Source organism: Phenylobacterium haematophilum (assembly GCF_014196295.1).
GTDB classification, from domain to species: Bacteria; Pseudomonadota; Alphaproteobacteria; order Caulobacterales; family Caulobacteraceae; genus Phenylobacterium; species Phenylobacterium haematophilum.
This window is the reverse complement of the sequence record NZ_JACIDK010000002.1, coordinates 590378-613899: the sequence shown is the minus strand read 5'-3', so window position 1 is coordinate 613899 and position 23522 is coordinate 590378. Positions and strand designations below refer to the sequence as shown.

Annotated in this window: 24 protein-coding genes; 6 read left to right on the top strand and 18 right to left on the bottom strand. The window is 67.6% G+C overall.

Features of this window, described 5'->3' with window-relative positions:
- Positions 1-2: 2 nt before the first annotated feature.
- From GGQ61_RS08925 to GGQ61_RS08900, 6 genes are all read right to left on the bottom strand, one after another.
- Positions 3-473: a hypothetical protein gene (locus GGQ61_RS08925; protein WP_183771651.1), complete on the bottom strand. Its 471-nt coding sequence runs from the start codon at positions 471-473 to the stop codon at positions 3-5.
- 4 nt (positions 474-477) lie between these two features.
- Positions 478-660, bottom strand: a complete 183-nt coding sequence (locus GGQ61_RS08920; protein ID WP_183771649.1) for a hypothetical protein — start codon at positions 658-660, stop codon at positions 478-480.
- A 149-nt stretch (positions 661-809) separates the two neighbouring features.
- Complete coding sequence (locus GGQ61_RS08915; RefSeq protein ID WP_183771647.1) at positions 810-4139, bottom strand: carboxyl transferase domain-containing protein; 3330 nt, start codon at positions 4137-4139, stop codon at positions 810-812.
- A gap of 66 nt (positions 4140-4205) precedes the next feature.
- Positions 4206-5420, bottom strand: coding sequence for a TetR/AcrR family transcriptional regulator (locus GGQ61_RS08910; protein WP_183771645.1), 1215 nt, complete (start codon positions 5418-5420; stop codon positions 4206-4208).
- Positions 5421-5501: 81 nt separating this feature from the next.
- Entirely contained in the window at positions 5502-7682 is a 2181-nt protein-coding gene (locus GGQ61_RS08905; RefSeq protein WP_183771643.1) for a xanthine dehydrogenase family protein molybdopterin-binding subunit, read from the bottom strand.
- A gap of 2 nt (positions 7683-7684) precedes the next feature.
- Complete coding sequence (locus tag GGQ61_RS08900; RefSeq protein ID WP_183771641.1) at positions 7685-8152, bottom strand: (2Fe-2S)-binding protein; 468 nt, start codon at positions 8150-8152, stop codon at positions 7685-7687.
- 260 nt (positions 8153-8412) lie between these two features.
- Here GGQ61_RS08900 and GGQ61_RS08895 point away from each other — a divergent pair, with 260 nt between their 5' ends.
- Positions 8413-8736 carry a UrcA family protein gene (locus GGQ61_RS08895; RefSeq protein WP_183771639.1) on the top strand — a complete coding sequence of 108 codons (324 nt, stop codon included), beginning with the start codon at positions 8413-8415 and terminating at the stop codon, positions 8734-8736.
- A gap of 62 nt (positions 8737-8798) precedes the next feature.
- Here GGQ61_RS08895 and GGQ61_RS08890 read toward each other — a convergent pair whose 3' ends face one another.
- The 3 genes from GGQ61_RS08890 to GGQ61_RS08880 form a co-directional block, all read right to left on the bottom strand.
- Positions 8799-9524 carry a DUF4908 domain-containing protein gene (locus GGQ61_RS08890; RefSeq protein ID WP_343056094.1) on the bottom strand — a complete coding sequence of 242 codons (726 nt, stop codon included), beginning with the start codon at positions 9522-9524 and terminating at the stop codon, positions 8799-8801.
- A 97-nt stretch (positions 9525-9621) separates the two neighbouring features.
- Positions 9622-10347, bottom strand: a complete 726-nt coding sequence (phbB, locus tag GGQ61_RS08885) for a beta-ketoacyl-ACP reductase (RefSeq protein ID WP_183771635.1) — start codon at positions 10345-10347, stop codon at positions 9622-9624.
- 59 nt (positions 10348-10406) lie between these two features.
- Positions 10407-11582, bottom strand: a complete 1176-nt coding sequence (locus GGQ61_RS08880) for an acetyl-CoA C-acetyltransferase (RefSeq protein WP_183771633.1) — start codon at positions 11580-11582, stop codon at positions 10407-10409.
- Positions 11583-11760: 178 nt separating this feature from the next.
- On the opposite strand from GGQ61_RS08880, the gene phaR reads away from it, so the two are divergent.
- Both phaR and GGQ61_RS08870 read left to right on the top strand, forming a co-directional pair.
- Complete coding sequence (gene phaR, locus GGQ61_RS08875) at positions 11761-12378, top strand: polyhydroxyalkanoate synthesis repressor PhaR (protein ID WP_183771632.1); 618 nt, start codon at positions 11761-11763, stop codon at positions 12376-12378.
- A 29-nt stretch (positions 12379-12407) separates the two neighbouring features.
- Positions 12408-12731: a hypothetical protein gene (locus GGQ61_RS08870; protein ID WP_183771630.1), complete on the top strand. Its 324-nt coding sequence runs from the start codon at positions 12408-12410 to the stop codon at positions 12729-12731.
- Here GGQ61_RS08870 and GGQ61_RS08865 read toward each other — a convergent pair.
- The 3 genes from GGQ61_RS08865 to GGQ61_RS08855 form a co-directional block, all read right to left on the bottom strand.
- Entirely contained in the window at positions 12728-13042 is a 315-nt protein-coding gene (locus GGQ61_RS08865; RefSeq protein WP_183771628.1) for a DNA-binding protein, read from the bottom strand. The two genes, GGQ61_RS08870 and GGQ61_RS08865, sit on opposite strands and share 4 nt — an antisense overlap.
- Before the next feature lie 138 nt (positions 13043-13180).
- Entirely contained in the window at positions 13181-13609 is a 429-nt protein-coding gene (locus GGQ61_RS08860; RefSeq protein WP_183772438.1) for a hypothetical protein, read from the bottom strand.
- A 70-nt stretch (positions 13610-13679) separates the two neighbouring features.
- Positions 13680-14408, bottom strand: coding sequence for a glycosyltransferase family 2 protein (locus GGQ61_RS08855; protein ID WP_183771626.1), 729 nt, complete (start codon positions 14406-14408; stop codon positions 13680-13682).
- A gap of 48 nt (positions 14409-14456) precedes the next feature.
- Between GGQ61_RS08855 and GGQ61_RS08850 the strand changes: the two genes are divergently transcribed.
- Both GGQ61_RS08850 and GGQ61_RS08845 read left to right on the top strand, forming a co-directional pair.
- Positions 14457-16130: an ArnT family glycosyltransferase gene (locus GGQ61_RS08850; RefSeq protein WP_183771624.1), complete on the top strand. Its 1674-nt coding sequence runs from the start codon at positions 14457-14459 to the stop codon at positions 16128-16130.
- Positions 16127-17026, top strand: a complete 900-nt coding sequence (locus tag GGQ61_RS08845; protein ID WP_183771623.1) for a hydroxymethylglutaryl-CoA lyase — start codon at positions 16127-16129, stop codon at positions 17024-17026. Before GGQ61_RS08850 ends, GGQ61_RS08845 begins: the two co-directional genes overlap by 4 nt.
- Here GGQ61_RS08845 and GGQ61_RS08840 read toward each other — a convergent pair.
- Genes GGQ61_RS08840 through cysS form a run of 6 tightly spaced genes read right to left on the bottom strand, consistent with a single transcriptional unit; the run spans position 17023 to position 22666 of the window.
- Positions 17023-17961 carry a glycosyltransferase family 2 protein gene (locus GGQ61_RS08840; RefSeq protein WP_183771622.1) on the bottom strand — a complete coding sequence of 313 codons (939 nt, stop codon included), beginning with the start codon at positions 17959-17961 and terminating at the stop codon, positions 17023-17025. The genes GGQ61_RS08845 and GGQ61_RS08840 overlap by 4 nt on opposite strands.
- Entirely contained in the window at positions 17958-19943 is a 1986-nt protein-coding gene (gene thrS / locus GGQ61_RS08835) for a threonine--tRNA ligase (protein WP_183771621.1), read from the bottom strand. The genes GGQ61_RS08840 and thrS overlap by 4 nt, the downstream gene beginning before the upstream one ends.
- The gene (gene yidD / locus GGQ61_RS08830) at positions 19940-20221 is read right to left on the bottom strand and encodes a membrane protein insertion efficiency factor YidD (RefSeq protein ID WP_183771620.1); all 282 of its coding nucleotides are present in this window, start codon (positions 20219-20221) and stop codon (positions 19940-19942) included. The genes thrS and yidD overlap by 4 nt, the downstream gene beginning before the upstream one ends.
- Before the next feature lie 56 nt (positions 20222-20277).
- On the bottom strand, positions 20278-20727 hold the full coding sequence (locus tag GGQ61_RS08825) for an iron-sulfur cluster assembly scaffold protein (RefSeq protein WP_183771619.1): 450 nt from the start codon (positions 20725-20727) through the stop codon (positions 20278-20280).
- Positions 20724-21278, bottom strand: coding sequence for an SRPBCC domain-containing protein (locus tag GGQ61_RS08820; RefSeq protein ID WP_246370592.1), 555 nt, complete (start codon positions 21276-21278; stop codon positions 20724-20726). The genes GGQ61_RS08825 and GGQ61_RS08820 overlap by 4 nt, the downstream gene beginning before the upstream one ends.
- Positions 21278-22666 carry a cysteine--tRNA ligase gene (gene cysS / locus GGQ61_RS08815; RefSeq protein WP_183771618.1) on the bottom strand — a complete coding sequence of 463 codons (1389 nt, stop codon included), beginning with the start codon at positions 22664-22666 and terminating at the stop codon, positions 21278-21280. Before cysS ends, GGQ61_RS08820 begins: the two co-directional genes overlap by 1 nt.
- 215 nt (positions 22667-22881) lie before the next feature.
- Here cysS and folE point away from each other — a divergent pair, with 215 nt between their 5' ends.
- Positions 22882-23514 carry a GTP cyclohydrolase I FolE gene (gene folE / locus GGQ61_RS08810; RefSeq protein ID WP_183771616.1) on the top strand — a complete coding sequence of 211 codons (633 nt, stop codon included), beginning with the start codon at positions 22882-22884 and terminating at the stop codon, positions 23512-23514.
- The last annotated feature ends 8 nt before the right edge of the window (positions 23515-23522 follow it).

The window sequence follows — 23522 nt, the reverse complement described above, 5'->3', positions numbered from 1 at the left end:
GCTCAGGCGCCCGCCGCTTCCGCGCGGCGGGCTCTGGCTCCGAACACGTCCCAGGCCAGCGAAGCCAGAAAGCCGGAGTAGAGAATATAGAGGCTGGCGACATAGCCACGTGACAGCAGGGTGACGTCGGCCAGCTTTGCGGCGTGGCACATCAGGGTCAGAGCTTCGGCCGCCCAGGCCCCGATCAGCCACTGGCGGTCGCAGAACCAGATCAGCAGGGTCACGACGGCAAGCACCGACGCATCCACCGCCGCCACGCCCCACAACGGCTGCGGCAGGCCGCCGAGTTGCTGAGCCAGCGGGCTGAGGAAGAAGGCCGCGAGACTGACGCAGGCGGCGATCCGCTCAGGAACGCCGCCTTTCAAGAGCGCCAGCAGCGTGACCGCCGCCGTGGCGACGGCGCCGGTCAGCTGAACGGGCGCATTGATCCGCTCGAACCAGCTCATCCCCGAAAGGGAAAGCGGTGCGAGCATCGCGTTAAGCCGCGCTGGCGACGGCGCGCAGGATCGGCTCCTCGGCTCCCGCTGCGCCAGTCGGCGGCTTCTCGACGGCCTCGTGGCCCAGCACCGCCGAGTACTGACCTGTGCTGGCCAGACTGTCGAAGATCGCTTCGAGGTCGCCGCAGGTGCTCTGTGGCAGTCGTTCGGCCGTGCGTGGCATGTGCGCCTCCTTTCGAGAAGGAGGTGAGCATCTCGTCGACGCTCTCAGCCAGCGAGGCGGCCCGCATCGCGAGGCCTAGCGAGCGTAAACCTGCTTAACGCGGATGGCGAAGCAAGGCGCGGCCGGTCACAGCGCCGTGCGCGGACAGATCACCAGCTGTCGATCCACCGCAGCTTTTTCTCGGTGCGCACCGGCAGCGGCGGCAGCGACTTCAGCCCCGACAGCACCCAGCGCCGGGTGTCGGCCGGGTCGATCACGTCGTCGAGCGCCGGCCCCATGGCGTGGGACAGCGCCTTACCGCGGGCGTAGGCGGCGGCGACCATCTCATCGAACTTCGCCTTGCGGGCGCCGGCGTCCTCGATCGCCGCCAGTTCGTTGCGGTAGCCAAGCTTCACCGAGCCTTCGAGCCCCATGCCGCCGAACTCGCCGGTCGGCCAGGATACGCTGAACATCGAAGCCTGATAGCTTCCTCCCGTCATCGAGATCGCGCCCAAACCGTAGCTCTTGCGCAGGATCACCGAGAAGAGCGGCACGGTCAGGTTCGCTCCGATCACGAAAAGCCGCGAGCAGTGGCGGATCAGACCGGTCTTTTCCGCCTCGGGACCGACCATGTTGCCGGGGGTGTCGGACAGTGACAGCAGCGGGATGTCGAAGGCCTCGCACAGCTGCATGAAGCGCGCGGCCTTGTCGGACGCGTCGGAATCGATCGCGCCGCCGATGTGCTGAGGGTTGTTGGCGAACACCCCGACCGGTCGGCCTTCGATTCGGATGAAGGCGGTGACCATGGCCAGGCCGAACTTGGGGCGCAGCTCCATCACCGAGCCGTCGTCGGCGATCAGTTCGATGACCTTGCGGATGTCGTAGACCCGCAGCCGGTTCTCCGGGATCGCTCGGCGCAGAAGGCGTTGGTCGGCGCAGGTCCAGTCGGCGACCGGGCCCTGGAAGTACGACAGGTACTGTTTGGCCAACTTCACGGCATGGCCCTCGTTATCGGCGAGGACGTCGATGGTGCCGTTGGCTTGCATGACCTTGACCGGGCCGATCTCTTCGGGCCGGAAGACACCGAGCCCGCCGCCTTCGACCATGGCCGGACCGCCCATACCGAGCGCCGTGTCCTTGGTGGCGATGATCACGTCGCAGCAGCCGAGGATGGCGGCATTGCCCGCGAAGCACCGCCCCGACGCGACGCCGACCAGCGGCACGGCGCCCGACAGGCGTCCCCAGAATTCAAACCCTCGCACGAAGCCGCCGCCCTCGGTGTCGCCGGGCCGACCGCCTCCGCCCTCCGTGAAGAACACCGTCGGCAGCCGCCAGCGCGCAGCGATCTCGCTCATCCGGTCGAGCTTGTCGTGGTTGTGCGAACCCTGGGTGCCGGCCAGCACGGTGTAGTCGTAGGCCATCACCGCCACCCGGGCCTTGTCCTCTGCGAAGCGGTCGCCATTGACCGCGCCCAGCCCCATGACCATGCCGTCGGCCGGGGTCTGGGCGATGAGTTCGTCGACGGTGTTACGGCGTCGCCTGGCGGCGACGGTGAGCGCGCCATATTCGGTGAAGGTGTCCGGATCACAGAGGTCGTCGATGTTCTCGCGAGTCGTTCGCTGACCGGTCTTGCGCCGTCGCGCGACGGCGTCGGGACGCGCCTCATCGAGCGTCAGGCGATGGCGCTCCAGCACCTCGGCCAGATCCGGGCGAATATGATTGAGGTCGATGGCCTCCTCGCCCACGACCGCGCCGCCAGCGACCTCGGCCGGCTCGATGAAAGCCAGCGCATGGTCCTCGAAGACCGTGTCGCCCTCGCCGACCGCCACCAGCCGCACGACGCCCGAAACGTCGGCCGCGACCACGTGCTCCATCTTCATCGCTTCCATGACGAAGAGCGGTTGGCCCTCACGCACCTCGTTCCCCGGCTGGATCATCAAGCCGATGACCGTGCCCTGCAGCGGCGCGCGCACCGGCCTCGTGCCCTCCGGCCCCTCCAGCTCGTCCGGTTCGTCCGAAGCCACCACCTGGGCCTTGCCGTGATTCAGGACGGCCAAGGGGTCGGAAGCGTCGATCTGCGCTCCAGCGCGCTTAGGCGCCGCCGATGCGGTCTCGAAGTAGTGGCGAGAGGGCGTTGGAGTCTGCGCCAGCTCCTCCATGCGCTCTTCGATCAGCCGAGTATGAACTTCTCCGCCCGCGACGGCCGGATGGGCCAGCAGCCCCTGCAGGAACTCGATATTGGTCGCCGCCCCGACGATCTTGAACTCCGACAGCGCCCGACGCGCCTTGGCGGTGGCCGAGGCCAGGTCCGGCGCGTGGACGATCAGCTTGGCGAGCAGGGAGTCGAAGCGCGTCCCGGTCCGGTATCCGCCATAGCCGAATCCGTCGACCCGCACCCCTGGCCCGGAGGGCGGCTCATAGGCCGAGAGCACTCCGCCAGAGGGCTTGGCAGCGCCGTCGGGCGTCATGGTCTCCAGATTGACCCGCGCCTGCAGCGCCACGCCGCGGGGCCGGGGAACCGAAGCCTGGACCAGATCCAGCTCGGCGAGGGTGCGCCCTCTAGCCAATTCGATCTGTAGTCGGACAAGATCGAGTCCAGTAACCTCTTCGGTCACCGTATGCTCGACCTGCAGGCGCGGATTGGCCTCGATGAACACCGCCCGCTCGCCGTCAACGAGGAACTCTATCGTGCCCAGGTTCCGGTAGCGCGCCGCCCGCCCCAAGGCGACGGCGGCCTCGAAGAGACGCTCGCGGATTGCGGTCGGCAAGGTCGTCGCCGGAGCGATCTCGACCACCTTTTGCCGCTGGCGTTGCAGGCTGCATTCGCGGTCCCACAGGTGCGAGACGACTTGGCCGTCGCCGACGATCTGCACCTCGACGTGCCGCGCGCGGGGCAGGAACTCCTCGACATAGAGCGCGGCGTCGCCGAACGCGGCCTGTGCTTCCGAGGCGCAGCGTTCGAAGGCCTCGGTGAGTTCGTCTGGCGCTCGCACCGGCCGCATGCCTCGGCCGCCGCCGCCGGCGACGGCTTTGACCATCACCGCTCCGCCCCGTCCCAGGCTCTCCAGAAACACCCGCGCCTCAGCCAAGCTCGCGCCGCCGCGGGTGCCGGCCAGGATCGGCACATCGCAGCGCTGCGCCAGGCCTCGGGCCGCGCCCTTGTCGCCAAACAGCTCCAGCGTTTCGGGCGACGGGCCGACGAAGGTCACGCCCGCCTGCGCGCACGCCCGCGCGAAGGCCGCGTTTTCCGAGAGGAAGCCATAACCGGGATGCACCGCGTCGCATCCGTGCGCCTGGGCGGCAGCTAGAATCTGTGCGCCGTCGAGATAGGCCGCGGGGCCCGCCCCGGTCAGGGCATGGGCCTCATCGGCCACCCGAGTGTGCAGCGACGCGGCATCGTCGCTAGAATGGACCGCCAGCGTCTCGATCCCCATGTCCGCAGCGGTGCGGGCGATCCGAATGGCGATCTCGCCCCGGTTGGCGATCAGCAGCTTCTTCACGTGGCGTTTCCCCTGGCGTGGCTCTCGGGCTTTTCGCTCACTCTGCCCGGGCGCCGCGGGGGCCGTCTACGCCTCGGGCGCCAGTCCCTCGAAGAACGGCCGCACATAGAGCGCTGCAGCGACCTGAGGCGTGACGCCGGGCGTCCAGTGGTGCAGCTCGGCGGCGGCATTGATCATCGCGGTCAGCATCTGGGCGCCGACATTGACGTCCACCGGTCGCACCGATCCGTCGGCGATCCCGTCGGAAATCAGCGAGGCGAAGCGGTCCGACAGGCGGTCGAAACGCGCGACCAGCTGCGGCTGGATGGCTTCCGGCGCCGAGGTCAGGGCCGAGGCGCGCAGCAGCGGCGCATTGCCATTCAACTGATATTCGACCAGGGCGGTGGCGATCGTCGCCAGGGTTTGCAGCCCGGTGGTCGACACCTCCTCGGCCTGACGGATGGCCCGTCGCATGACGTCGAACGTGCGCTCGAAGCAGGCGACCACCAGTTCATCCTTGGTCTCGTGGTGGTGATAGAAGGCGCCCTTGGTGACATTGAGCCGGGCGCTGATCTTCTCGACCGACGCGCCGACATAGCCCTCCTCGTTGATCAACTGCGTGGCCGCGCGCAGGAAGAGCTCGCTGGACGCTTCGCCGCCCTTCGGAATAAGGGTCGGCAGAGCCACCGGATTCCAGGCCGCCCCTGCCGCGGCGAGTCCGTCGACCGTGATCGCCCATACCCGCTTGGACACCCGGCCGAAGTCCTCGGCGTCGTTGCGGTGCAGCCAGACCGGGGCCCAGAACACTTCCGAGATCAACAGCAGCGCGCGCGCGCCCAGCGCCGGTCGCGACACCGCGCGGGTCTCGGGTCCGGAGAGCAGCGTGCGGATACGCCGAAACATGTCGACATAGGCGGCATTGACCGGCGCGCTGTTCAGCGCCCGAACGTCGTTGAACACTGTCAGCGGTTCGGCCTGTCCGGCCAGCATCTGGGCGCGATAGTCGAAATACGCGTCGAGGAACAGCTTCACCCGGGCGCGGACATTCTCACCCCCCTCCGCCAGGGCGATGAGGTCGTTGTAGCGATCGATCCCGCGTAGAAAGCAGGCCGCAGCCAGGTCTTCCTTGTTCTTGAAGTAGTAGATCACCCCCGTAGGAACGAGGTCGAGCCGCGCCGCCACGTCGGCCAGCGTCATACCCCTCACGCCGCGGCGGTTGAGCACCTCCACGGCCGATCCCACAATTGCGCTCTTGCGCTGCTCAAAGCGCTTGGTCGGTACACGGACCGTCGTCGTCGTCATCGATGCGTTCTTGTTATCTAGACGACGACAGATCAGCCCCGCCGCGTCCTCCCGGACACATGATGACCGACCTGAGCGCGCTTAGCCACTCTTGAGCATGGCCGTATCTATCGGAAGCTGACGAATGCGCTTTCCGGTGGCGGCGAAGATCGCGTTGCACAACGCAGGGACAATCGGCGGCAGGGCCGGCTCGCCCAATCCGGTCGGCGAGTTGTCCGACTTGATGAAGTGGGTCTCGATCGGCGGGGCCTCGTTGATGCGCATCAGCCCGTAGTCGGTGAAGTTGCTCTCGACCGCGGCGCCGTTCTCGATGGTGATCTTCTGGTGCAGCGCGCCGGACAGACCGTCGAGCACGGAACCCTCGACCTGGTTCAGGGCCCCGAACGGGTTGATGATCTGGCGGCCGACATCGGCGGCCACCCACACCTTCACCACCTTGATGGCCCCGTCGGGCGCCACCGCCACCTCGGCCACCTCGGCGAAGTAGCCCAGATGACTGTAATGGAACGCGATGCCGAGGCCCGAGCCCTTGGGCAGGGTCCGGCCCCATCCCGACTTCTCGGCCGCCAGCTTGACCACCGCGGCCATGCGCCCGGCCGCATAGCCGGACGGGGCATCGCCGACCATCGGCTTTTCGCCCAGCAGCTTCAGGCGGAAGGCCACCGGATCGGCGCCGGCGGCATGCGCCAGTTCATCGATGAATGACTGCACGACGAAGGCGATGGCGTTCGAGCCGGGCGCGCGCAGCGGGCCGGTCGGCACCCCGCAGGGCATCATCGACAGGTCATAACGGTAGTTCGGGACAAATCGGGCCGGGAACTCGGTCGGCGACATGCCGGCGCTGCGCGCGGCCGTGCCGTTCTCGCCCAGGGTGACGAAGTGGTCGTGCCAGCCGACGACGTCGCCAGCCGCGTTCACACCGCCCTTCAGGAAATGCCAGCCGGCCGGGCGATAGAAATCGTGGCGCATGTCGTCTTCACGCGTCCAGAGAAGCTTCACCGGCGCGCCGGCCTGTTTGGAGATCCACGCCGCCTCGACCATGTAGTCGTTCATCAGCCGCCGGCCGAAGCCGCCGCCGCCCCGGACCATGTGGATCGAGACCGCCTCCGGCGCGATACCCAGGGTCTTGGCGACCAGCTGGCGGCCCGGTTCCGGGTTCTGGGTGGGCGCCCAGATCTCGACCTTGTCGTCCTTGAAGTGCGCCGTGCAGTTCTGCGGTTCGAGATTGGCGTGGGAGATGAAAGGATAGGCGTAGGCCGCCTCCACCGTCTTGGCCGCGCCCTTCAGGGCGGCCTCCACGTCGCCGTCGTTGCGCTCCGTCTTGCCGGGGGCGGCCTTGGAGAGCTCGACCGCTTTGGCGGCGAATGCGGCCGACGACTGCGCCGCCGTCGGATGTTCGACCCAGCGGGTGTTCAGTTGATCGCGGCCCTTGCGCGCCGCCCACCAGCTGTCGGCCACCACCGCCACGCCGGGCAGCAGGCCATCGAGCGCCGTGCCCCCCTCGACCACGAAGGCGTCGCGCACGCCCTTGACGCCCTTGGCCGCGGCGAGGTCCGCGCCGGCCACCTTGGCCCCGAACACCGGCGCCTTCTCGTAGGTCGCGTAGAGCATTCCCGGCACGACGACGTCGATGCCGAACAGCGGCTTGCCCGTGACGATGGCGTCGGTGTCGACCTGACGCAGCGGCTGGCCGATGATCTTGTAGTCCTTGGGGTCCTTGACCGGCACGGTCTTCAGGTCCGGCACCGTGATCTGCGCCGCCTTGGTCGCCAGTGAGCCGTAGGTCGCCTTGCGCTTGGAGCCGGCATGGTGGACGACGCCGCTAGCGGTCGTGCACTCGGTCGCCGGAACGCCCCAACCCTGGGCCGCGGCCGCCACGAGCATCATCCGGGCCGCAGCGCCGACCCGGCGCAGCTCGTCCCAGTGCAGCGGCGTGGCCATGCTGCCGCCGGCGAACTGGCGGCCATAGGTGGCGAAGTCGTTCATCGCCTGCTCGGTACGCACCTGGCTCCAGTCGACGTCGAGTTCCTCGGCGATCAGCATCGGCAGCATCGTCTTGACGCCCTGCCCGACCTCCGGGTTCTTGGAGACGATGGTCACGCTGTTGTCGGGGGCGACCCGGACATAGGCGTTGAGCTTGCCCCCCGCACCGCCTGCCTCGGCCGCGCCGGCCTTGCCGGCGACCGTGAAGGACAACACCAGACCCGCGCCAGCGAGGACGTCACGGCGGCTGGCCGAAAGGAGTTGGGATCCGTCCGCCATGATCAGGCCTCCGTCTTCTGGCCAGAGGCCAGTTTGATGGCCGCGCGAATACGCGTGTAGGTCGCGCAGCGGCAGAGGTTGCCTGCCATCGCTTCGTCGATGTCGGCGTCCGTGGGCTTGGGCTTCTCGGCCAGCAGCGCCGTCGCCGACATGATCTGGCCGGCCTGGCAGTAGCCGCATTGGGCGACGTCGAGTTCGCTCCAGGCCTGCTGAACTTTCTTGCCCACGGCGCTGGCGCCGACACCTTCGATGGTGACGATCTTCGACTGCCCCAGCCCCTCGACCGGGATCGCACACGAGCGCATCGGCGCGCCGTCGATATGCACCGTGCACGCGCCGCACTGGGCGACGCCGCAGCCGTACTTGGGCCCCAGTATGCCGAGTGTGTCGCGAAGCACCCAGAGGAGCGGCGTGTCGCCGTCCACGTCCGCCGACAAGACCTTGCCGTTTACGTTGAGCTTGAAGGCCATGAAGCCGCCCTCCCTGTTTCTTGCGGAATCCTAAGGGTTGGTATGGCCACGCCGCAAGCGGAGTAAATCTGACAGCGTCCGGACGAGGCGGCCGGGCCACCTACCGAAAGCATAAACTCCAAGTAATAATGCACATGTACTTTCGGTAATATTCTTAAACCTTCGTCATTACTCCGGTTTAACACGACTAGGCAGCGATCATTGGAATATCCAACACCCATCGGCGGCCTACACAGGCCCCACGAATTGGGAGAATTCGAATGACCAAGTTCAGCGCCACCCTGGCCGGCGTAGCCACCATCGCCCTCGCGGCGGTCCCTATCCTGGCGCTGGCCTCAGGCGCGCAGGCCGCCCCGGTCGCAGTTAAGGTTTCGGACATCGACGTCGGGTCGGCCCGCCACGCGCACGCCCTGGAGCGCCGGGTGTCAAAGGCCGCCGCCGACTACTGCAGCGCCGCTACGGTCGGGCGCATCACCCTGGCCGCCCACCAAACCTGCCTGAAGGGCGCCCGCGCAGAGATCCAGGACAAGTTGGCCGTGCGTCAGGCGTTGACCGGCAAGCCCCAGGAGCTCGCGCAGCGCTAGCCCCCAAAGGCCAACGCGAGTAAGGCCCGCCCTTTTCGTGGCGGGCCTTTGCACGTCTGGTCCTAGCGGCCGCCGGCCGCCTGCATGATGCGGTCGGACGAGGGACGGCCATAGAGGCCATCGGCCGGCGTGACGGTGATCCGCATCTCTTCCCCGTAGAGGATCGCCGAGGGCCGCCGCCCTTCGACCAACTTCACCTTTTTCACCCGCGACAGCAGGCTGCGGCCATCGGGGCGGCGCGAGATGCGCACGACGGCCTCGGCCGTGACCGCCGCGGCGTCGGCGACCACCGCCGAAGACGCCGGCGAGGCGTCGGCCTCGAACGGAATCAGGCGCCGCGCAGCGCGGGTCGCACGGGCGCTTGCCTGGGCCAGTTTCTCAAGCAGGGCCTGCGGGCTCAGCGGCGCGAGCCGCAGGGCGCCGCCGGCGCCGGTGAGGGCCGCTGGGGACCCGCCCGGCCGATCAGCGGTGAACAGAGTCAGGCCGCCGAGGCGCGTCGCGCGCAACATCGGCTCACCCAGATCGTTCTTGTAGATCACGTCGCCGCGCGGCGCCGGATGCGGTCGCAGCGCCCAGATTTCGGGGCTGTCGTCGAACTTCATGTAGACGCGCGGCTGGCTGCGATCGAGGACGAAGCCATCGCCGTCCTCGCTGACATAGCGGGCGATCGGCGGGCTTGCCTGACGACCAGGGGCGGGACGATCTCCGAACAGACCCTCTCGCAGAGTCTGCGGTCCGGCCTGCGCGACCACCACCCAGCCAAGGTTTATCGCCGCGGCGAGAGCCACGGCGAGAAGCCCCAGGTACGCTGACGCCGGTCTTTCGCTCACCATCGAGCTAGGCAGATGCCCTTTGAGTGGGGCGCTTTTTGGACGCGCGCCAAGCTTAGCCGGCCATGTACTGGCCACCGTTCAGCGACAATGTCGACCCGGTGACATAGCCGGCATGCTCGCCGGCCAGGAACGCGACCATGTCGGCGATCTCTTCGCCCTTGCCGAGGCGTCCGACGGGTATCTGACCAATGATCGAGGCCAGCACGTTTTCAGGCACCGCCTGCACCATTTCGGTGTCGATGTATCCGGGGGCGATGCAGTTGACGGTCACGCCCTTGCGCGCGTTCTCGAGCGCCAGCGCCTTGGTGAAGCCGATGACCCCGGCCTTGGCCGCCGAATAGTTGGTCTGGCCCATCTGGCCCTTCTGGCCGTTGATCGACGAGATGTTGATCACCCGTCCCCAGCCCCGGTCCCGCATGCCCTCGATCACGTGGCGGGTCATATTGAAGACCGAGTCCATGTTGACCCGGATGACTTCGGACCACTGCTCGGGGGTCATCTTGTGGAAGACGCCGTCGCGGGTGATGCCGGCGTTGTTCACCAGCACCTCGATCGGTCCCAACTCGGCGGTGACCAGTTCGACCGCCCGGCCGCAGTCCTCGAAGCTGCCGACGTTACCCTTCACGACCATCACACCCAGTTCGGACGCGCAGGCCTGGGCGGCGGCCTCGTTGCCGGAATAGCCAGCCGCCACCTCGAACCCGTCGTTCTTCAGCCGCTCCACGATCGCCCGGCCGATCCCCCGGGTTCCCCCCGTCACGAACGCAACTCTGCCCATCGGGCTCGCCTCCCTCGCTTAAACAACCGGGCGCCGGTTGGTCCGGCGCTCCAGGAACGTCAGACTGACTCCACGCACATGGCAACGCCCATGCCGCCGCCGACGCACAGCGTCGCCAATCCCTTCTTGGCGCCCGAACGTTTCATTTCGTGCACAAGGGTGGTGAGAATGCGGGCGCCCGAGGCGCCGATCGGGTGGCCGATGGCGATCGCGCCGCCATTGACGTTCACCTTGGCCGGATCGAGGCCCAGGTCGCGCACCACGCAGATCGACTGCGCGGCGAACGCCTCGTTCGATTCGACCAGATCCAGGTCGGCCACGCTCCAGCCGGCCTTTTCCAGCGCCTTGCGGCTGGCAGGGATCGGGCCCGTGCCCATGATCTCCGGCTCGACCCCGGCATTGGCCCAGGAGGCGATGCGCGCCAGCGGCTTCAGGCCGCGCTTGGCGGCCTCCTCGGCGCTCATCAGCACCAGCGCGGCGGCGCCGTCGTTGAGGCCCGAGGCGTTAGCGGCGGTGACCGAGCCGTCCTTGGCGAAGGCCGGACGCAGGCCCGCCACGCTCTCCAGCGTCGCACCGTGGCGGATGTACTCGTCCTGATCGACGACGGTATCGCCCTTGCGGCCCTTGATGGTGACCGGCGCAATCTCGTCGACGAACTTGCCAGCCTTCTGAGCGGCCTCGGCCTTGTTCTGGCTGGCCACGGCGAACTTGTCCTGCTCCTCGCGGGTGATCTGCCAGCGGGCGGCGATGTTCTCGGCCGTCTGGCCCATGTGGTAGCCGTGGAAGGCGTCCCAGAGGCCGTCCTTGATCATGGTGTCGACCAGGGCCAAGTCGCCCATCTTCTGGCCCGAGCGCAACTGCTGGGCGTGAGGCGCTTGGCTCATGCTTTCCTGGCCGCCGGCGATGACGATGGCGGCCGAGCCGTCGGCGATCTGCTGGGCGCCCAGGGCGACCGCGCGCAGGCCCGAGCCGCAAAGCTGGTTGAGGCTCCAGGCCGGGCTTTCCACCGGGATGCCGGCGTTGACCGCCGCTTGGCGCGCGGGGCCCTGACCGGCGCCGGCCTGCAGCACCTGGCCCATGATCACCTCGCCGACATCGGCCGGGGCGATGCCCGCCCGCTCGACCGCGGCGGTGATCGCCACCTTGCCGAGCTCATGGGCGGGGAGGCTGGACAGCGCTCCATTGAACGATCCGACAGGGGTGCGGACGGCCGAGACGATGACGACGTCGCTCATGGGAGGGCTCCTCAGCTCATTTGAGGTTTTCATCTATCGATAAAGGGCGGAGCTTGGGCAAGGGCGCAAACCGACTCGCCTAATCGGCGCGGCACTTTCGGAACGCGCTCGCATCCGCGATACTGCGGTGCAAGAATGAGAATCCGCCGCCGGGGGCGGGCAGATGAAGGACTGTGGGATGGCTGACGCCCAGGGATCCGACGACGGCCGCGTCGTCATCAAGAAGTACGCCAACCGGCGGCTCTATAACACCGCCTCGTCCTCGTACGTCACGCTTGAGCACCTGTCCGACATGGTGAAACAGGGCGTGGACTTCGTCGTCTACGACGCCAAGACCAACGAGGACATCACCCGCACCGTCCTTACGCAGATCATCTTCGAGGAAGAGAGCCGCGAGGGGCAGAATTTGTTGCCCATCCAGTTCCTGCGCCAGCTGATCGGGTTCTACGGCAACTCGATGCAGGCTTTCCTGCCGAGCTATTTGGAGCTGTCGCTCGCGACGTTCGCCGAGCAGCAGGAGCGCATGCGCGCCCAGTTCGCCAGCATCGGCCAAGGGTCGGGACTCGGCTCGGGATTGGGCGGGGCCTACGAGGACCAGATCCGCCAGAACCTGGCCATGTTCGACCGGGCGATGAAGATGTTCTCGCCCTTCGCCTACACCCGCCCGCAGGACGAACCCGCGCCTGCCGCCAAACCCGCCGCGGCCGCGCCGCCGGCGTCCGACGAGACGCTCGACGCCCTGAAGAAACAAATGGCCGAGATGCAGGCGCAGATCGAAAAGCTCGCCAAACGCTAGCTTAACCCCCGGTCGGCTAGGCTCAGGGCATGACTTCCCCCATCGATCCCATCCGCAGGCCGAACGCGCCGCGGCGCGTCAAGCGCTCCGACAACGCCGCGCGGGGCGAATCGACGGATCGCAGCGTGCCGGCGGTCTACGAGCCGCCGCCGCCTCCCGCGCCGTCCGGCGTAGCCGCGCAACCGGAAGCGGCCTTCGCCGCCCACATGCTCGGCCAGGACGGTCAGAGGCGCGGCCTGCGCGGCGGCAAGGAAACCCTCGACAGCGCCCGAACGCTCTACAACAAGATCGAGTACTCGGGCTCGGCCGACCGCCGCTCGCCCAAGGGCCGCACGGCCAAGACCGAGGTCTAGCGCCCCTTCAGCCGGGCGATCTCGGCTTCCAGCGCCGCCACCTTCTTTTCCAGCGCCAGCAGGCGGCCGGTCAGGTCGCCCTGCCCGGGCACGGGCGTCGATATTCCCGCACGGTCGGCGATCTCGGCGGCCGGCACGCCCAGCAGGTCGGCGAAAATGCCTACCTCCTCGGCTGAAAGTTCCCGCTGGTCCTTGAACGCCAGGGCCAGCTCGGCCTCGCTCATGCCGGCCGCCGCCGCGAGAATGCGTTGATTGAGCTCGCGTTCGGCGAGCTTTTCCTCGAACCACTGGCGATCGAAGAACAGCGCCATCAGCCGCGCCCGGCTTGGCGCCGGTCTTGCTTAACCGGGAGTGAATCCATCGCCGACGGGACTCCCATGTTCGCCATCGCCACCCGCTTCTTCGATCTGGCCGTCGTCACCCTGATCTTCTCCGCCCTGACCTGAGGCCTAGTAGTCGCCCTGGCCGAAGTCGACGTCGCGGCGCGCCGAGACGATGGTGACGATGAACCCGGCCAGCACGTCCAACAGCACCATCACGGTCAGTAGAAAGAAGGCCGAGGTCGCGAAAGCCGGCGCCAGCAGGAACTCTACCAGGCAGCCGACAAACAGCAGCATCGAGAGCGCGTGATTGACGATCGCCGTCCGCCGGCTGGTCGTCGACTTGAGCAGCTCGATGAACAGCACGATCAGGCCGGCCAGCAGCAGCAGATCGCCTAGCGTCACCGGCCATTCGGCCGCCGAGTTCATCGCGATCGTGAACAGCGGCTCGGTCATCCGGATGGTCGCTTCCTGCGAGCCGAAGCCGCCAGCCAGGGTCAGCACGACGATGTTGTAGGCGAGCACGGGCAGGGCCAGCAGCGGCACGGCGGCGAACATCGAAACCCCTCCCCCTTCGGGATCGAGCAGGAGCTTCCGCTGCTTCTCCAGGCGCGACAAGCGCTCGGCCTCAGAGCTCTTCCACGCGGCCGGGCAGCCGCGAGCGAGACTGCAGCCACATCACGCCGAACAGATCCGAGAGCGAGGCCCAGAGTCGGCCGAGGTTCGTGTACTTCGACTGACCGGTCTGGCGATGGCGATGGTTCACAGGGCGGAACGACACCTGATAGCCCTCGCGCAGCATCAGCGCCGGCAGGTAGCGGTGGATGTGATCGAAGTAAGGCAAGCGCAGAAAGGCCTCGCGCCGGAACGCCTTGAGCCCGCAGCCGGTGTCGTTGGCGGTGTCCTTGAGCAGCTTCTTGCGCACGCCGTTGCCGAAGCGCGAGGCGAACTTCTTGGCGGCGCTGTCCTGGCGCTTGACCCGCTCGCCGCCGACCAGGACCAGATCGGCGGGGCCAGCATTTAGCGCGTCGACCAGACCCGGGCCGTCGGCCGGGTCGTTCTGGCCGTCTCCGTCCAGGGTCACGATCACGTCGCCGCGCGCCGCCAGGATGCCCGTGCGGATCGAGCGACTCTGTCCGGAGTTGCTCGTGTGGCTCAGCAACCGCAGTTGCGGGATCTCGGCCTTCAGCGCGCTCAGCGCAGCGCGCGTGCCGTCGCGGCTCTTGTCGTCGACGAAGATCATTTCATAGTCGCGGCCGGCGAAGGCGGCGGCGATCTCACGTGCGAGATCCGGCGCCGCGCCTTCCTCGTCGAAAACGGGGACGACCACGGAAATGTCGGGCGTTGATTTGGCCATGGCCCCTCATAGCGGAAAAATCGCCGCGCGGATGCTATCAACGCTGCCATGAGTCTACAGGCCTATCTGGACCGATTCAGCGAGGGCTGGCGTGCGCCGGCCTTCGCCGCCCTGATCGCCATGCTCGCCGGCCTGCCCGGCGTCTTCGCCATGCCCCCGCTGGACCGCGACGAGAGCCGGTTCGCCCAGGCCACGGCGCAGATGCTGGAGACCGGCGACTTTGTCGTCATCCAGTTCCAGGACCAGCCACGGTTCAAGAAGCCGGTCGGAATCCACTGGATGCAGGCGGCCAGCGTGGCGCTGACCTCCGAGGTCGAGGACCGCGACATCTGGGCCTATCGGCTCCCCTCATTGCTCGGCGCGATGTTGGCCGCGGCCGCCTGCGCCTGGGGCGCCTCGGTGTTCTTCGGCGGGCCGACCGGTCTGCTGGCCGGCGCGATCCTCGGATCGACCTTCCTGCTCTCGACCGAGGCCTTCATCGCCAAGACCGATGCGGTGCTAGCTGGGACTACCACCCTGGCGTTGGCCGCTTTGGCCCGGATCTACGCCGCCTCACGCGACGGACCGCCGGCGGGGCGGATCACGCGGTTGCTGTTCTGGCTCGGCCTTTCCCTGTCGATGCTGGTCAAGGGGCCGGTGGGGCTTATGGTCGTCACCCTGACAGCGCTGTCGCTGTGGGCCTGGGACCGCAAGGGCGCCTGGCTGAAGGGGCTGGGCTGGAGCTGGGGCCTGATCCTGATGGCCGCCATAGTTGGTCCGTGGGCCGCGGCCGTGACAGTCGCCACCGACGGCGGCTTCTGGACCACCGCTTTCGGCGCCGATTTCGCGCCCAAGCTGGTCGGGGGCCAGGAAAGCCACGGCGCCCCGCCCGGCTATCACACCCTGCTGACCCCGCTGCTGATCTTCCCGGGCGCGCTGCTGCTGCCGGCGGCTCTGGCGCTTGGCTGGCGGGCGCGCAAGGAGCCAGGCGTGCGCTTCGCGCTGTGCTGGCTGATCCCGGCCTTCATCGTGTTCGAGGCCACCCCAACCAAGCTCGTTCACTACACGCTGCCGACCTACGGCGCGTTCGCCTGGCTGATGGCCGCGGCGGTGATGCGCCCGCCGGTCGGAAAGGTCGCCAAGTGGATCGGCGTCGTGCTGTCGGCCCTGGTCGGCGTCGTGTTCGCCGCGGCCATCTTTTACCTCTACGGCGAGTACGGCGATCCGAGCGACCTGCCGGCGACGATCGCCACGGCGCTGCTGCTGGCCTCCGCCGGCCTGAGTGGCGCCTATCTGCTCCGGCGAGGAGAGGCCCTGAAGGCCATCGTCGGGGCCGGCGCCCTGACCATCCTCGGCCACGGCGCCTTCGCGGCCGCCTTCGCCCCGCGCCTGGAGCCGCTGTGGCTGTCTCAGCGAACCGAGAAGGTGCTGGAACAGGCTCGCCTGCTGCCGCGGCAAGGCTTCACGCCCGCGCCGGTCGCGGTCGCCGGCTACGCCGAACCCAGCCTGGTGTTCGCGCTCGGCACGCCGACCGACCTCGGCGACGTTCCCGAGGCCATCGAGGCCATCGCCGACCAGCGGCCCGCGGTGGTCGAGGGCCGCGAACAGGGTGCCTTCGAGGCCGAGCTCAAGGCCCGCGGCCTGAAAGTCCGCGAGATCGGCAAGGTCGGCGGCCTCAACTACTCCAACGGCGACGAAACGACTTTACGCATCTACGCCCCAGCCCCATCTGAGTCCCCATGAGCCGGTTCATCGAAATCGTCGAAGTCGGTCCGCGCGACGGGCTGCAGAACGAGAAGTCCATCCTTGAGGTCGATCAGAAGCTCGACTTCATCCGCCGGCTGCAAGCGGCCGGCGCCAAGCGGATGGAGGTCGTGTCCTTCGTCAATCCAAACCGCGTGCCGCAGATGGCGGGCGCTGAGGAGATCATGGCCTCCCTGCCCGCGGGGTCGGGTCTCTCACGCATCGGCCTGGTGCTGAACATGCGCGGCTGGGAGCGTGCGGTGGCGACCGGTTGCGACGAGGCAAATGTCGTCGTGTGTTCATCCGACGGCTTCGGGATCCGCAACCAGGGCGCCAACGTCGCCGAGCAGATCGAGGCGATGCACGCCATCGCCGCGCGCCAAAAGACCGAAGGGGGCCCTCCGATCTCGGTGACTTTCTCGACCGCGTTCGGCTGTCCGTTCGACGGCGAGGTGCCGCAGGACCGCGTAGTCTGGCTGGCGCGCGAGGCGGCGGACGCCAAGGTCGACGAGATCGCCCTGGCCGACACCATCGGCGTCGCCGACCCCTGGATGGTCCGCGACCGGGTCGAGGCGGTGAAAAAGGTTATCGGCGACATCCCGCTGCGGCTGCATTTCCACGACACCCGCAACACGGGCCTCGCCAACGCCTTCGCCGGGGTTGAGGCGGGGGTCGACATCCTGGACGCCAGCTGCGGCGGCCTGGGAGGCTGCCCCTTCGCGCCGGCCGCGACCGGCAACATCGGAACCGAGGATCTGGTCTACATGCTGGAGCGGGCCGGGTTCGAGACCGGTTACGACATCGGCGCGCTGATCGAGACGGCCAAGTGGATGTCGGGTCTGCTGGACAAGCCGATCGCCGCCTCCGTCAGCCGGGCGGGCGTGTTTCCGGCCTAGGCCGTGCGGCCGCGGATCCGCCACATCACCGGGCGGGCGATGGCGGTGCAGACGATGATCGGGGACAGGATCAAGGCGAGCACGCGCTCGCCGAAGCTCTCGGCACGTTTGCGGAAGTAACGGGCGAGGCCGACGCCCTTGTGGAACTCGACGCGCAGCGGACTGGCGTGGCTCGTATGGCCAAGATGAATCACCTCGGCCTTGGGCTGGAACAGCACCTCGCCGCCGGTCTGGCGCACGCGCCAGCAGAGGTCGACGTCCTCGACGTGCAGGAAATAGCCCTCGTCGAAGCCCTGGACGGTGTCGAAGTCCTCGCGGCGCATGCAGAAGCAGGCGCCTGAGATGGTCGGTACGGCGATCACGGCTTCCGGCGCGGCCTCGGCTTCCCAATGCACCTCGTAGCGGCGCCAGGCGGGGATCTTCCGCGACAGATGGCTTAGGCTCATCAGCGCGCTGACCGGGGTGATGTCGCCGCGGCGCGCGCCGCGCTGTTCGGTCCGGTCGGCGTTGAGCACCCGGCCGCCGACCAGGGTCGGGACCGGACGGCCGTCGATGGCCCGAACGAGCTCGGCGATGCAGCCGGGCTGCAGAAAGGCGTCAGGATTGAGGAAGACGATGGTGTCGCCGGCTGCGCCGCGAGCGCCGAGATTGGCGCCGCGGGCGAAGCCGACGTTGCCATGGCCGGTGATCAGCCGCACGCGCTTGTCGCTTTCGGACAGGCGCTTCAGGCGCGCCGCCTCCATGCGGGTCGAACCGTTGTCCACGATCACGAGCTCGTCGACCAGCGGGTCGGCGAGCACGCATTCAATGCTCTGCTGCAGCGCCTCGCCGGTCATGTAGACGACCATGACGACGGACACTTTGCGGTGCGGCTTCAGGAAGTCCTGAGTCGGCGCGGGTTCGTAAGCAACGATCGGTGCGGCGATGCCGTTCATCCAGCCTCCCAAACCCCGACCGCGCCCTGCTCCGGCGAAGCACCCCGAAGCACAGCCTGACGTGCAACATCCGGCGGACTCGCCTCTAAGGCAAGTTTATTGACCGCCTCATCCAGCGAAAGAATGGACTGTCCGTCTGAGCCCAAGCGCCTCAAGGCGACCTTGCCTTCCTCAGCTTCTCGCCGGCCGACCACCGCGATGATCGGAGCCTTCGCGAGACTGTGTTCACGGATCTTGTAGTTGATTTTTTCGTTCCGCAGATCCGTATCAACCCGGAGACCGGCGGCGCTCAATTCTTGAGCCACCCTCAAGGCATAATCATCGGCGTCTGACGTAATTGTGGCGACAACCACCTGCGTCGGCGCCAGCCACAGCGGGAACGCGCCTGCATAGTTTTCGATCACCACGCCGATGAAACGCTCCATCGAGCCGCAGATCGCGCGGTGCAGCATGACCGGGCGCTGCTTGGAGCCGTCCTCAACCACGTACTCGGCGTCGAGCCGTTCGGGCAGCACGAAATCGAGCTGCAGCGTGCCGCACTGCCACGTCCGGCCGATGGCGTCGGACAGGTGGAACTCGAGCTTCGGACCGTAGAAGGCGCCTTCGCCTGGCAACCGCTCGACCCCCATGTTCACCGCCTGGCGGGCGGCGCGATCGAGCTTGTCCTCGGCGACGTCCCAGACCTCGTCGGTGCCGGCGCGCAGATCCGGACGCAAGGCGAGCTTCACGCTGTGCAGCTCCAGGCCGAAGTCGGCGTAGACCGAGTTGAGCAGGCGCACGAACTTCGTCGTCTCCTCTTCGATCTGGTCCTCGCGGCAGAAGATGTGGGCGTCGTCCTGGGTGAAAGCCCGCAGGCGCATAATCCCGTGGAGGGCGCCGGACGGCTCGAAGCGGTGGCAGGCCCCGAACTCGGCCATGCGCAGCGGCAGGTCGCGATAGGACTTCTGGCCGAAGTTGAAGATCTGGACGTGGCCTGGGCAGTTCATCGGCTTGACGGCCAGCTCTTCGCCTTCCGTCGTTTCGCACGTGAACATGTTCGCGCCGAACTTCTCCCAGTGACCGGACTTCTCCCAGAGGGCCCGGTCCATGATCTGGGGCGCCTTGACCTCGACATAGCCGTCGCTGTCTAGGCGGCGGCGCATATAGGCCTCGACCGTGCGGTAGAGCGTCCAGCCCTTGGGGTGCCAGAAGATCATGCCCTTGGCCTCTTCCTGCAGGTGGAAGAGGTCCATGGCGCGGCCGATCTTGCGGTGGTCGCGGCGTTCGGCTTCCTCAAGGCGCTTCAAGTGCGCTTCCAGGTCGGCCTCGCTGGCCCAGGCCGTGCCGTAGATGCGCTGCAGCTGGGCGTTGCGATGGTCGCCGCGCCAGTAGGCGCCGGCCAGCTTCATCAGCTTGAAGGCCTTGCCCACCGACTTGGTCGACGGCAGGTGCGGCCCGAGGCACAGGTCCTTCCAGTTCCCTTGGCGATAGACGGTGATCGTCTCGCCTTCCGGCAGGTCGGAGATGATCTCGGCCTTGTAGGCCTCGCCGATCGACTTGAAGTGTTCGATCGCCTCGGCGCGGTCCCAGACCTCGCGGACGATCTTCTCGTCGCGGTCGACGATCTCCTTCATGCGCTGTTCGATCGTCGCCAGGTCGTCCAGGCTGAACGGCGTGTCGCGCGCGAAGTCGTAGTAGAAGCCGTCGTCGATGGCCGGGCCGATCGTGACCTGGGTGCCGGGGAACAGCTCCTGCACCGCCTCGGCCATGATGTGGCTGGCGTCGTGGCGGATGGTCTCGAGGCTCTCGGGGCTCTCGCGCGTGAGGATCTCGAAGGCGCCGCCCTTTTCGAGCGGGCGGTCGAGGTCGCGCAGCTCGCCGTCGAGCTTCACGAGCACGGCCTTCTTCTCCAGCGACTTGGCGATGGAGGCGGCGACGTCACGTCCCGTCACGCCGTCGTCGAACTGGCGCTGGGAACCATCGGGGAAAATCAGGTCGATCATGTCTCACATGTCCATGTCCGCGAGGCCGGCCCATTTCCATCCGGGGCCTTGTCGCGCGGTTGGGGGACCGGGTCGTAGCCCGAAGCTCCCCAGGGGTGACAGCGGCACAACCGCCGGGTCGCAAGCCAGGAGCCGCGAACGGGGCCGTGCAGGATCAGGGCCTGGGCCGCGTACTCCGAACAGGTCGGAAGAAACCGGCACTGGCGCCCGATCAGGGGCGAAAGCGTCAGCTTGTAGGCGCGCAAGGCGCCACGGACGCAGGTCTCGTAGAGGTTCATGCCGGCTCGCGGACGTGCGATTCAGCCGCAGCGATTACGCTGGGCGGCCTTGAGGATCAAGCCGCGCCGGCGCGGCTAGTTCGTTCCACGGCGCGGCGGACAGCCTCGGCCGCGGCCTCGAACGCCAGAAGCGTGGAGGCGTGGCGGGCGGGATAGTCTTTCACCGGGGCCAGCATGGAGAGATCCGAAAAACGTCCTTGGGGCGCATCTGCGCCTTGCTTGAGCATAGCACGGAACTGATCCCGGGCCATCTCGATCTCCGACAGGCTCGCCCCGAGCACGCTGGCGCCGAGCACCGCGGCCGAGGCCTGACCCAACGCGCAGGCCTTCACGTCCTGGGCGAACTGGGCGACGCGGTCGCCCTCCACCGTCACGTCGACCACCACCCGGCTGCCGCAAAGCTTGGCGACCTTTTCCGAGCTGGCGTCCGGCGCAGGCAGCCGGCCGAGATGCGGCATGTTCGCCGCAAGCTTCAGCAGCTTGGCCGAGTAGAGATCGTCGATCATGGCTCAGATGTAGGCGCTCCGCCTTCGGCGCGCCATTGCGCCTCGGCGCGCGCCTTCAGCGCTTCGCTCATGGCCTGGAAGCCGCGGTAGATCTTACGGCCCATGCGGCGCGCGACCGTCGGGCCCAGCAGCCCGCCGATCAGTTCGCCGTTGGAGAAGATCGTGCTGGCAGTGTCGAGCTTCTCAAGCTCCAGGAAGCGGATGTTGGAGACCAGTCCGCCCAACATCTTCAGCCGCCAGTGGATCTGGTCGTGCGGCACCCATTCGTACACCACCGGCTGGATCACCCGCGGCGCCTCGCCCTCCAGGGCCAGGGTCAGGGTGAGCTGGCCGCCGGTGCGAACCGCCCCCTCGGCCTTGGTGTAGAGCGGGTTCCACTCGTGCCAGCGCTCGACGTCGTAGAGGATCTCCCAGATCGTCTCGACCGGGGCCTGGATGCCGATGCGGTGTTCGACCCGCACGCCAGGCGGCCCGGCCGAGGCGGCAGGCTTGAACTTCAGGCCCTTGCCGGGCGTGAACATGTTGTTTTGCGTCTTCGGGCCCAGACCCATCAGCCGGATTCCCTGATCCGCCAGGTCGCGCCGGTCGGACCGTCCATCACTTCGATGTTCAACGCGGTGAGCTCGTCGCGGATGCGGTCGGCGGCGGCCCAGTCCTTGGCGGCGCGGGCTTCGATACGCTGAGCGATCAGGCCGTCGACCCTTTCGCGCAGGTCGTCGGTGACGCCGGCCTGGAACCAGTCCTCCGGATCGCCGAACAGGAATCCCAGCAGATTGGCGGCGGCCAGCAGCTCGCCCTTGGCCTGACCGCGGCCCTTGCCGGTGGCCGTCTCCAGCTTGGTGGCCATGGCGAACAGCTCTGCAAAGGCGGCCGGTGTGTTGAGGTCGTCCTCCAGCGCGGCCAGGAAGGCGGCGGGCGGAGGAACATCCTCGGCCTCGACCTCGCTGGCGCGGCGCAGGGCGCCATACAGCCGGTCGAGCGCCTTCTTGGACTGCTCGATGAGCTCGCCGGTCCATTCCAGCGGCGCGCGGTAGTGGCCGACCAGCAGCGCCCAGCGGAGCGCCTCGCCGGGCGCCTGCTGAATAAGGTCGTGCACCAGGGCGACATTGCCGAGGCTCTTGGACATCTTCTCGGCCGCCATGTTCAGGAAGCCGTTGTGCATCCAGTAGTTGGCGTATCCGACCTCGTGATCGTGGCCGGCGCAGACGCCCTGGGCCATCTCGTTCTCATGGTGCGGGAACAGGAGGTCGATGCCGCCGCCGTGGATGTCGATCGGCAGGCCCAGCGTCTTCTCGATCATCGCCGAGCATTCGATGTGCCAGCCGGGACGGCCGGGGCCCCAGGGGCTTTCCCAGACCGGCTCGTTCGCCTTCGACGGCTTCCAGAGCACGAAGTCGGCCGGATGCTGCTTGTACGGCGCGACGTCGACGCGGGCGCCGGCGACCATCTCGTCCATTGGCTGGCGCGAGAGCTTCCCGTAGTCGGCGTATGCCTGGGTGTTGAACAGGACGTGGCCTTCGGCCGCATAGGCCGAGCCGTTGGCCACCAGCTTGCCAATCATGGCGATGATCTCGGCCATGGTCTGGGTGGCGCGCGGCTGATGGGTCGGCCGCAACGCGCCCAGGGTGGCCATGTCGTCGTTGTAGATCGCCAGGTAGCGGTCGGTGATCACGTCGATGGCGACCCCTTCCTCGGCGGCCTTCTTGTTGATCTTGTCGTCCACGTCGGTGACGTTCGCCGCATAAATCACGGCGTTTTCGCCGTAGGCGTGGCGGAGCAGGCGGAACAGCACGTCGAAGATGACGACCGGCCGGGCGTTGCCGATATGGGCGTAGTTGTAGACCGTCGGCCCGCAGACATACATCGTCACCCGGTTCGGATCCTTGGGGACGAAGGGCCGCTTTTCGCGGGCCATGGTGTCGTAGAGCGAGAGGGCCATAGGGTCCTTCATGAAAAGGCGCGTCAGTATTTGAGAAAAACTGACGCTGGGTAACAGTTGCCCGCCAAGGGGTTGGCCCCATATACATTCGGTCCGGCCGCGAGGCCACGGTTCCGTCCGTGGTCGCGCACACGGCCGACATCAGGGGTGGCACGCGTCATTTCCGGGACCTTCGTCCCGGCGCAACTCAGGCCCCGGAAAGAAACCGCTGACACATGGACGCTCCCAGTCGCGACCGAACCCTGATCGGCACGCCCGGTCTTGATCTTGAAGCCGTGAAGCGCCCGTCGCGCGAAGAGGCTATGGAAGCTGTGCGCACGCTGATCGCGTGGGCCGGCGACGATCCGCGCCGCGAAGGCGTGATCGACACCCCCAAGCGTGTGGTCGACGCCTACGCCGAATGGTTCGAGGGCTATCAGCTCGACCCGGCCAAGGAACTGTCGCGCACCTTCGAGGACGTGCAGGGCTATGACGACATCGTCATGCTGCGCGACATCGAGGTCGAGAGCCACTGCGAGCACCACATGGCTCCGTTCCTCGGCAAGGCCTACGTGGCCTACATGCCGACCAACCGGGTCGTCGGGATCTCCAAGCTGGCCAAGGTCGTGGAAATCTACGCCCGCCGCCTGCAGACCCAAGAAACCATGACTCAGCAGATCGCCGACGCGATCACCGACAGCCTGCGTCCGGCCGGCGTCGCGATCCTGATCGACGCGGCCCACCAGTGCATGACCACCCGCGGCGTGCACCACCGCCACGTCTCGACGATCACCACCCAGTTCACGGGGGTGTTCAAGACCGACGCGACCCTGCGTCAGCGCTTCCTCGACTTCGTCAACAAGCGCTAGGCCCTTGC

Bases quoted from the DNA above. Each gene is read 5' to 3' on its own strand.
- GGQ61_RS08855 (WP_183771626.1), bottom strand. From the start codon at position 14,408: ATGGCCAAATCAACGCCCGACATTTCCGTGGTCGTCCCCGTTTTCGAC.
- GGQ61_RS08925 (WP_183771651.1), bottom strand. From the start codon at position 473: ATGCTCGCACCGCTTTCCCTTTCGGGGATGAGCTGGTTCGAGCGGATC.
- GGQ61_RS08850 (WP_183771624.1), top strand. From the start codon at position 14,457: ATGAGTCTACAGGCCTATCTGGACCGATTCAGCGAGGGCTGGCGTGCG.
- GGQ61_RS08920 (WP_183771649.1), bottom strand. From the start codon at position 660: ATGCCACGCACGGCCGAACGACTGCCACAGAGCACCTGCGGCGACCTC.
- cysS (WP_183771618.1), bottom strand. From the start codon at position 22,666: ATGGCCCTCTCGCTCTACGACACCATGGCCCGCGAAAAGCGGCCCTTC.
- folE (WP_183771616.1), top strand. From the start codon at position 22,882: ATGGACGCTCCCAGTCGCGACCGAACCCTGATCGGCACGCCCGGTCTT.
- GGQ61_RS08845 (WP_183771623.1), top strand. From the start codon at position 16,127: ATGAGCCGGTTCATCGAAATCGTCGAAGTCGGTCCGCGCGACGGGCTG.
- GGQ61_RS08905 (WP_183771643.1), bottom strand. From the start codon at position 7,682: ATGGCGGACGGATCCCAACTCCTTTCGGCCAGCCGCCGTGACGTCCTC.
- GGQ61_RS08910 (WP_183771645.1), bottom strand. From the start codon at position 5,420: ATGACGACGACGACGGTCCGTGTACCGACCAAGCGCTTTGAGCAGCGC.
- yidD (WP_183771620.1), bottom strand. From the start codon at position 20,221: ATGAACCTCTACGAGACCTGCGTCCGTGGCGCCTTGCGCGCCTACAAG.
- GGQ61_RS08880 (WP_183771633.1), bottom strand. From the start codon at position 11,582: ATGAGCGACGTCGTCATCGTCTCGGCCGTCCGCACCCCTGTCGGATCG.
- thrS (WP_183771621.1), bottom strand. From the start codon at position 19,943: ATGATCGACCTGATTTTCCCCGATGGTTCCCAGCGCCAGTTCGACGAC.
- GGQ61_RS08870 (WP_183771630.1), top strand. From the start codon at position 12,408: ATGACTTCCCCCATCGATCCCATCCGCAGGCCGAACGCGCCGCGGCGC.
- GGQ61_RS08840 (WP_183771622.1), bottom strand. From the start codon at position 17,961: ATGAACGGCATCGCCGCACCGATCGTTGCTTACGAACCCGCGCCGACT.
- GGQ61_RS08820 (WP_246370592.1), bottom strand. From the start codon at position 21,278: ATGGGTCTGGGCCCGAAGACGCAAAACAACATGTTCACGCCCGGCAAG.
- GGQ61_RS08865 (WP_183771628.1), bottom strand. From the start codon at position 13,042: ATGGCGCTGTTCTTCGATCGCCAGTGGTTCGAGGAAAAGCTCGCCGAA.
- GGQ61_RS08860 (WP_183772438.1), bottom strand. From the start codon at position 13,609: ATGTTCGCCGCCGTGCCGCTGCTGGCCCTGCCCGTGCTCGCCTACAAC.
- GGQ61_RS08900 (WP_183771641.1), bottom strand. From the start codon at position 8,152: ATGGCCTTCAAGCTCAACGTAAACGGCAAGGTCTTGTCGGCGGACGTG.
- phbB (WP_183771635.1), bottom strand. From the start codon at position 10,347: ATGGGCAGAGTTGCGTTCGTGACGGGGGGAACCCGGGGGATCGGCCGG.
- GGQ61_RS08825 (WP_183771619.1), bottom strand. From the start codon at position 20,727: ATGATCGACGATCTCTACTCGGCCAAGCTGCTGAAGCTTGCGGCGAAC.
- GGQ61_RS08895 (WP_183771639.1), top strand. From the start codon at position 8,413: ATGACCAAGTTCAGCGCCACCCTGGCCGGCGTAGCCACCATCGCCCTC.
- phaR (WP_183771632.1), top strand. From the start codon at position 11,761: ATGGCTGACGCCCAGGGATCCGACGACGGCCGCGTCGTCATCAAGAAG.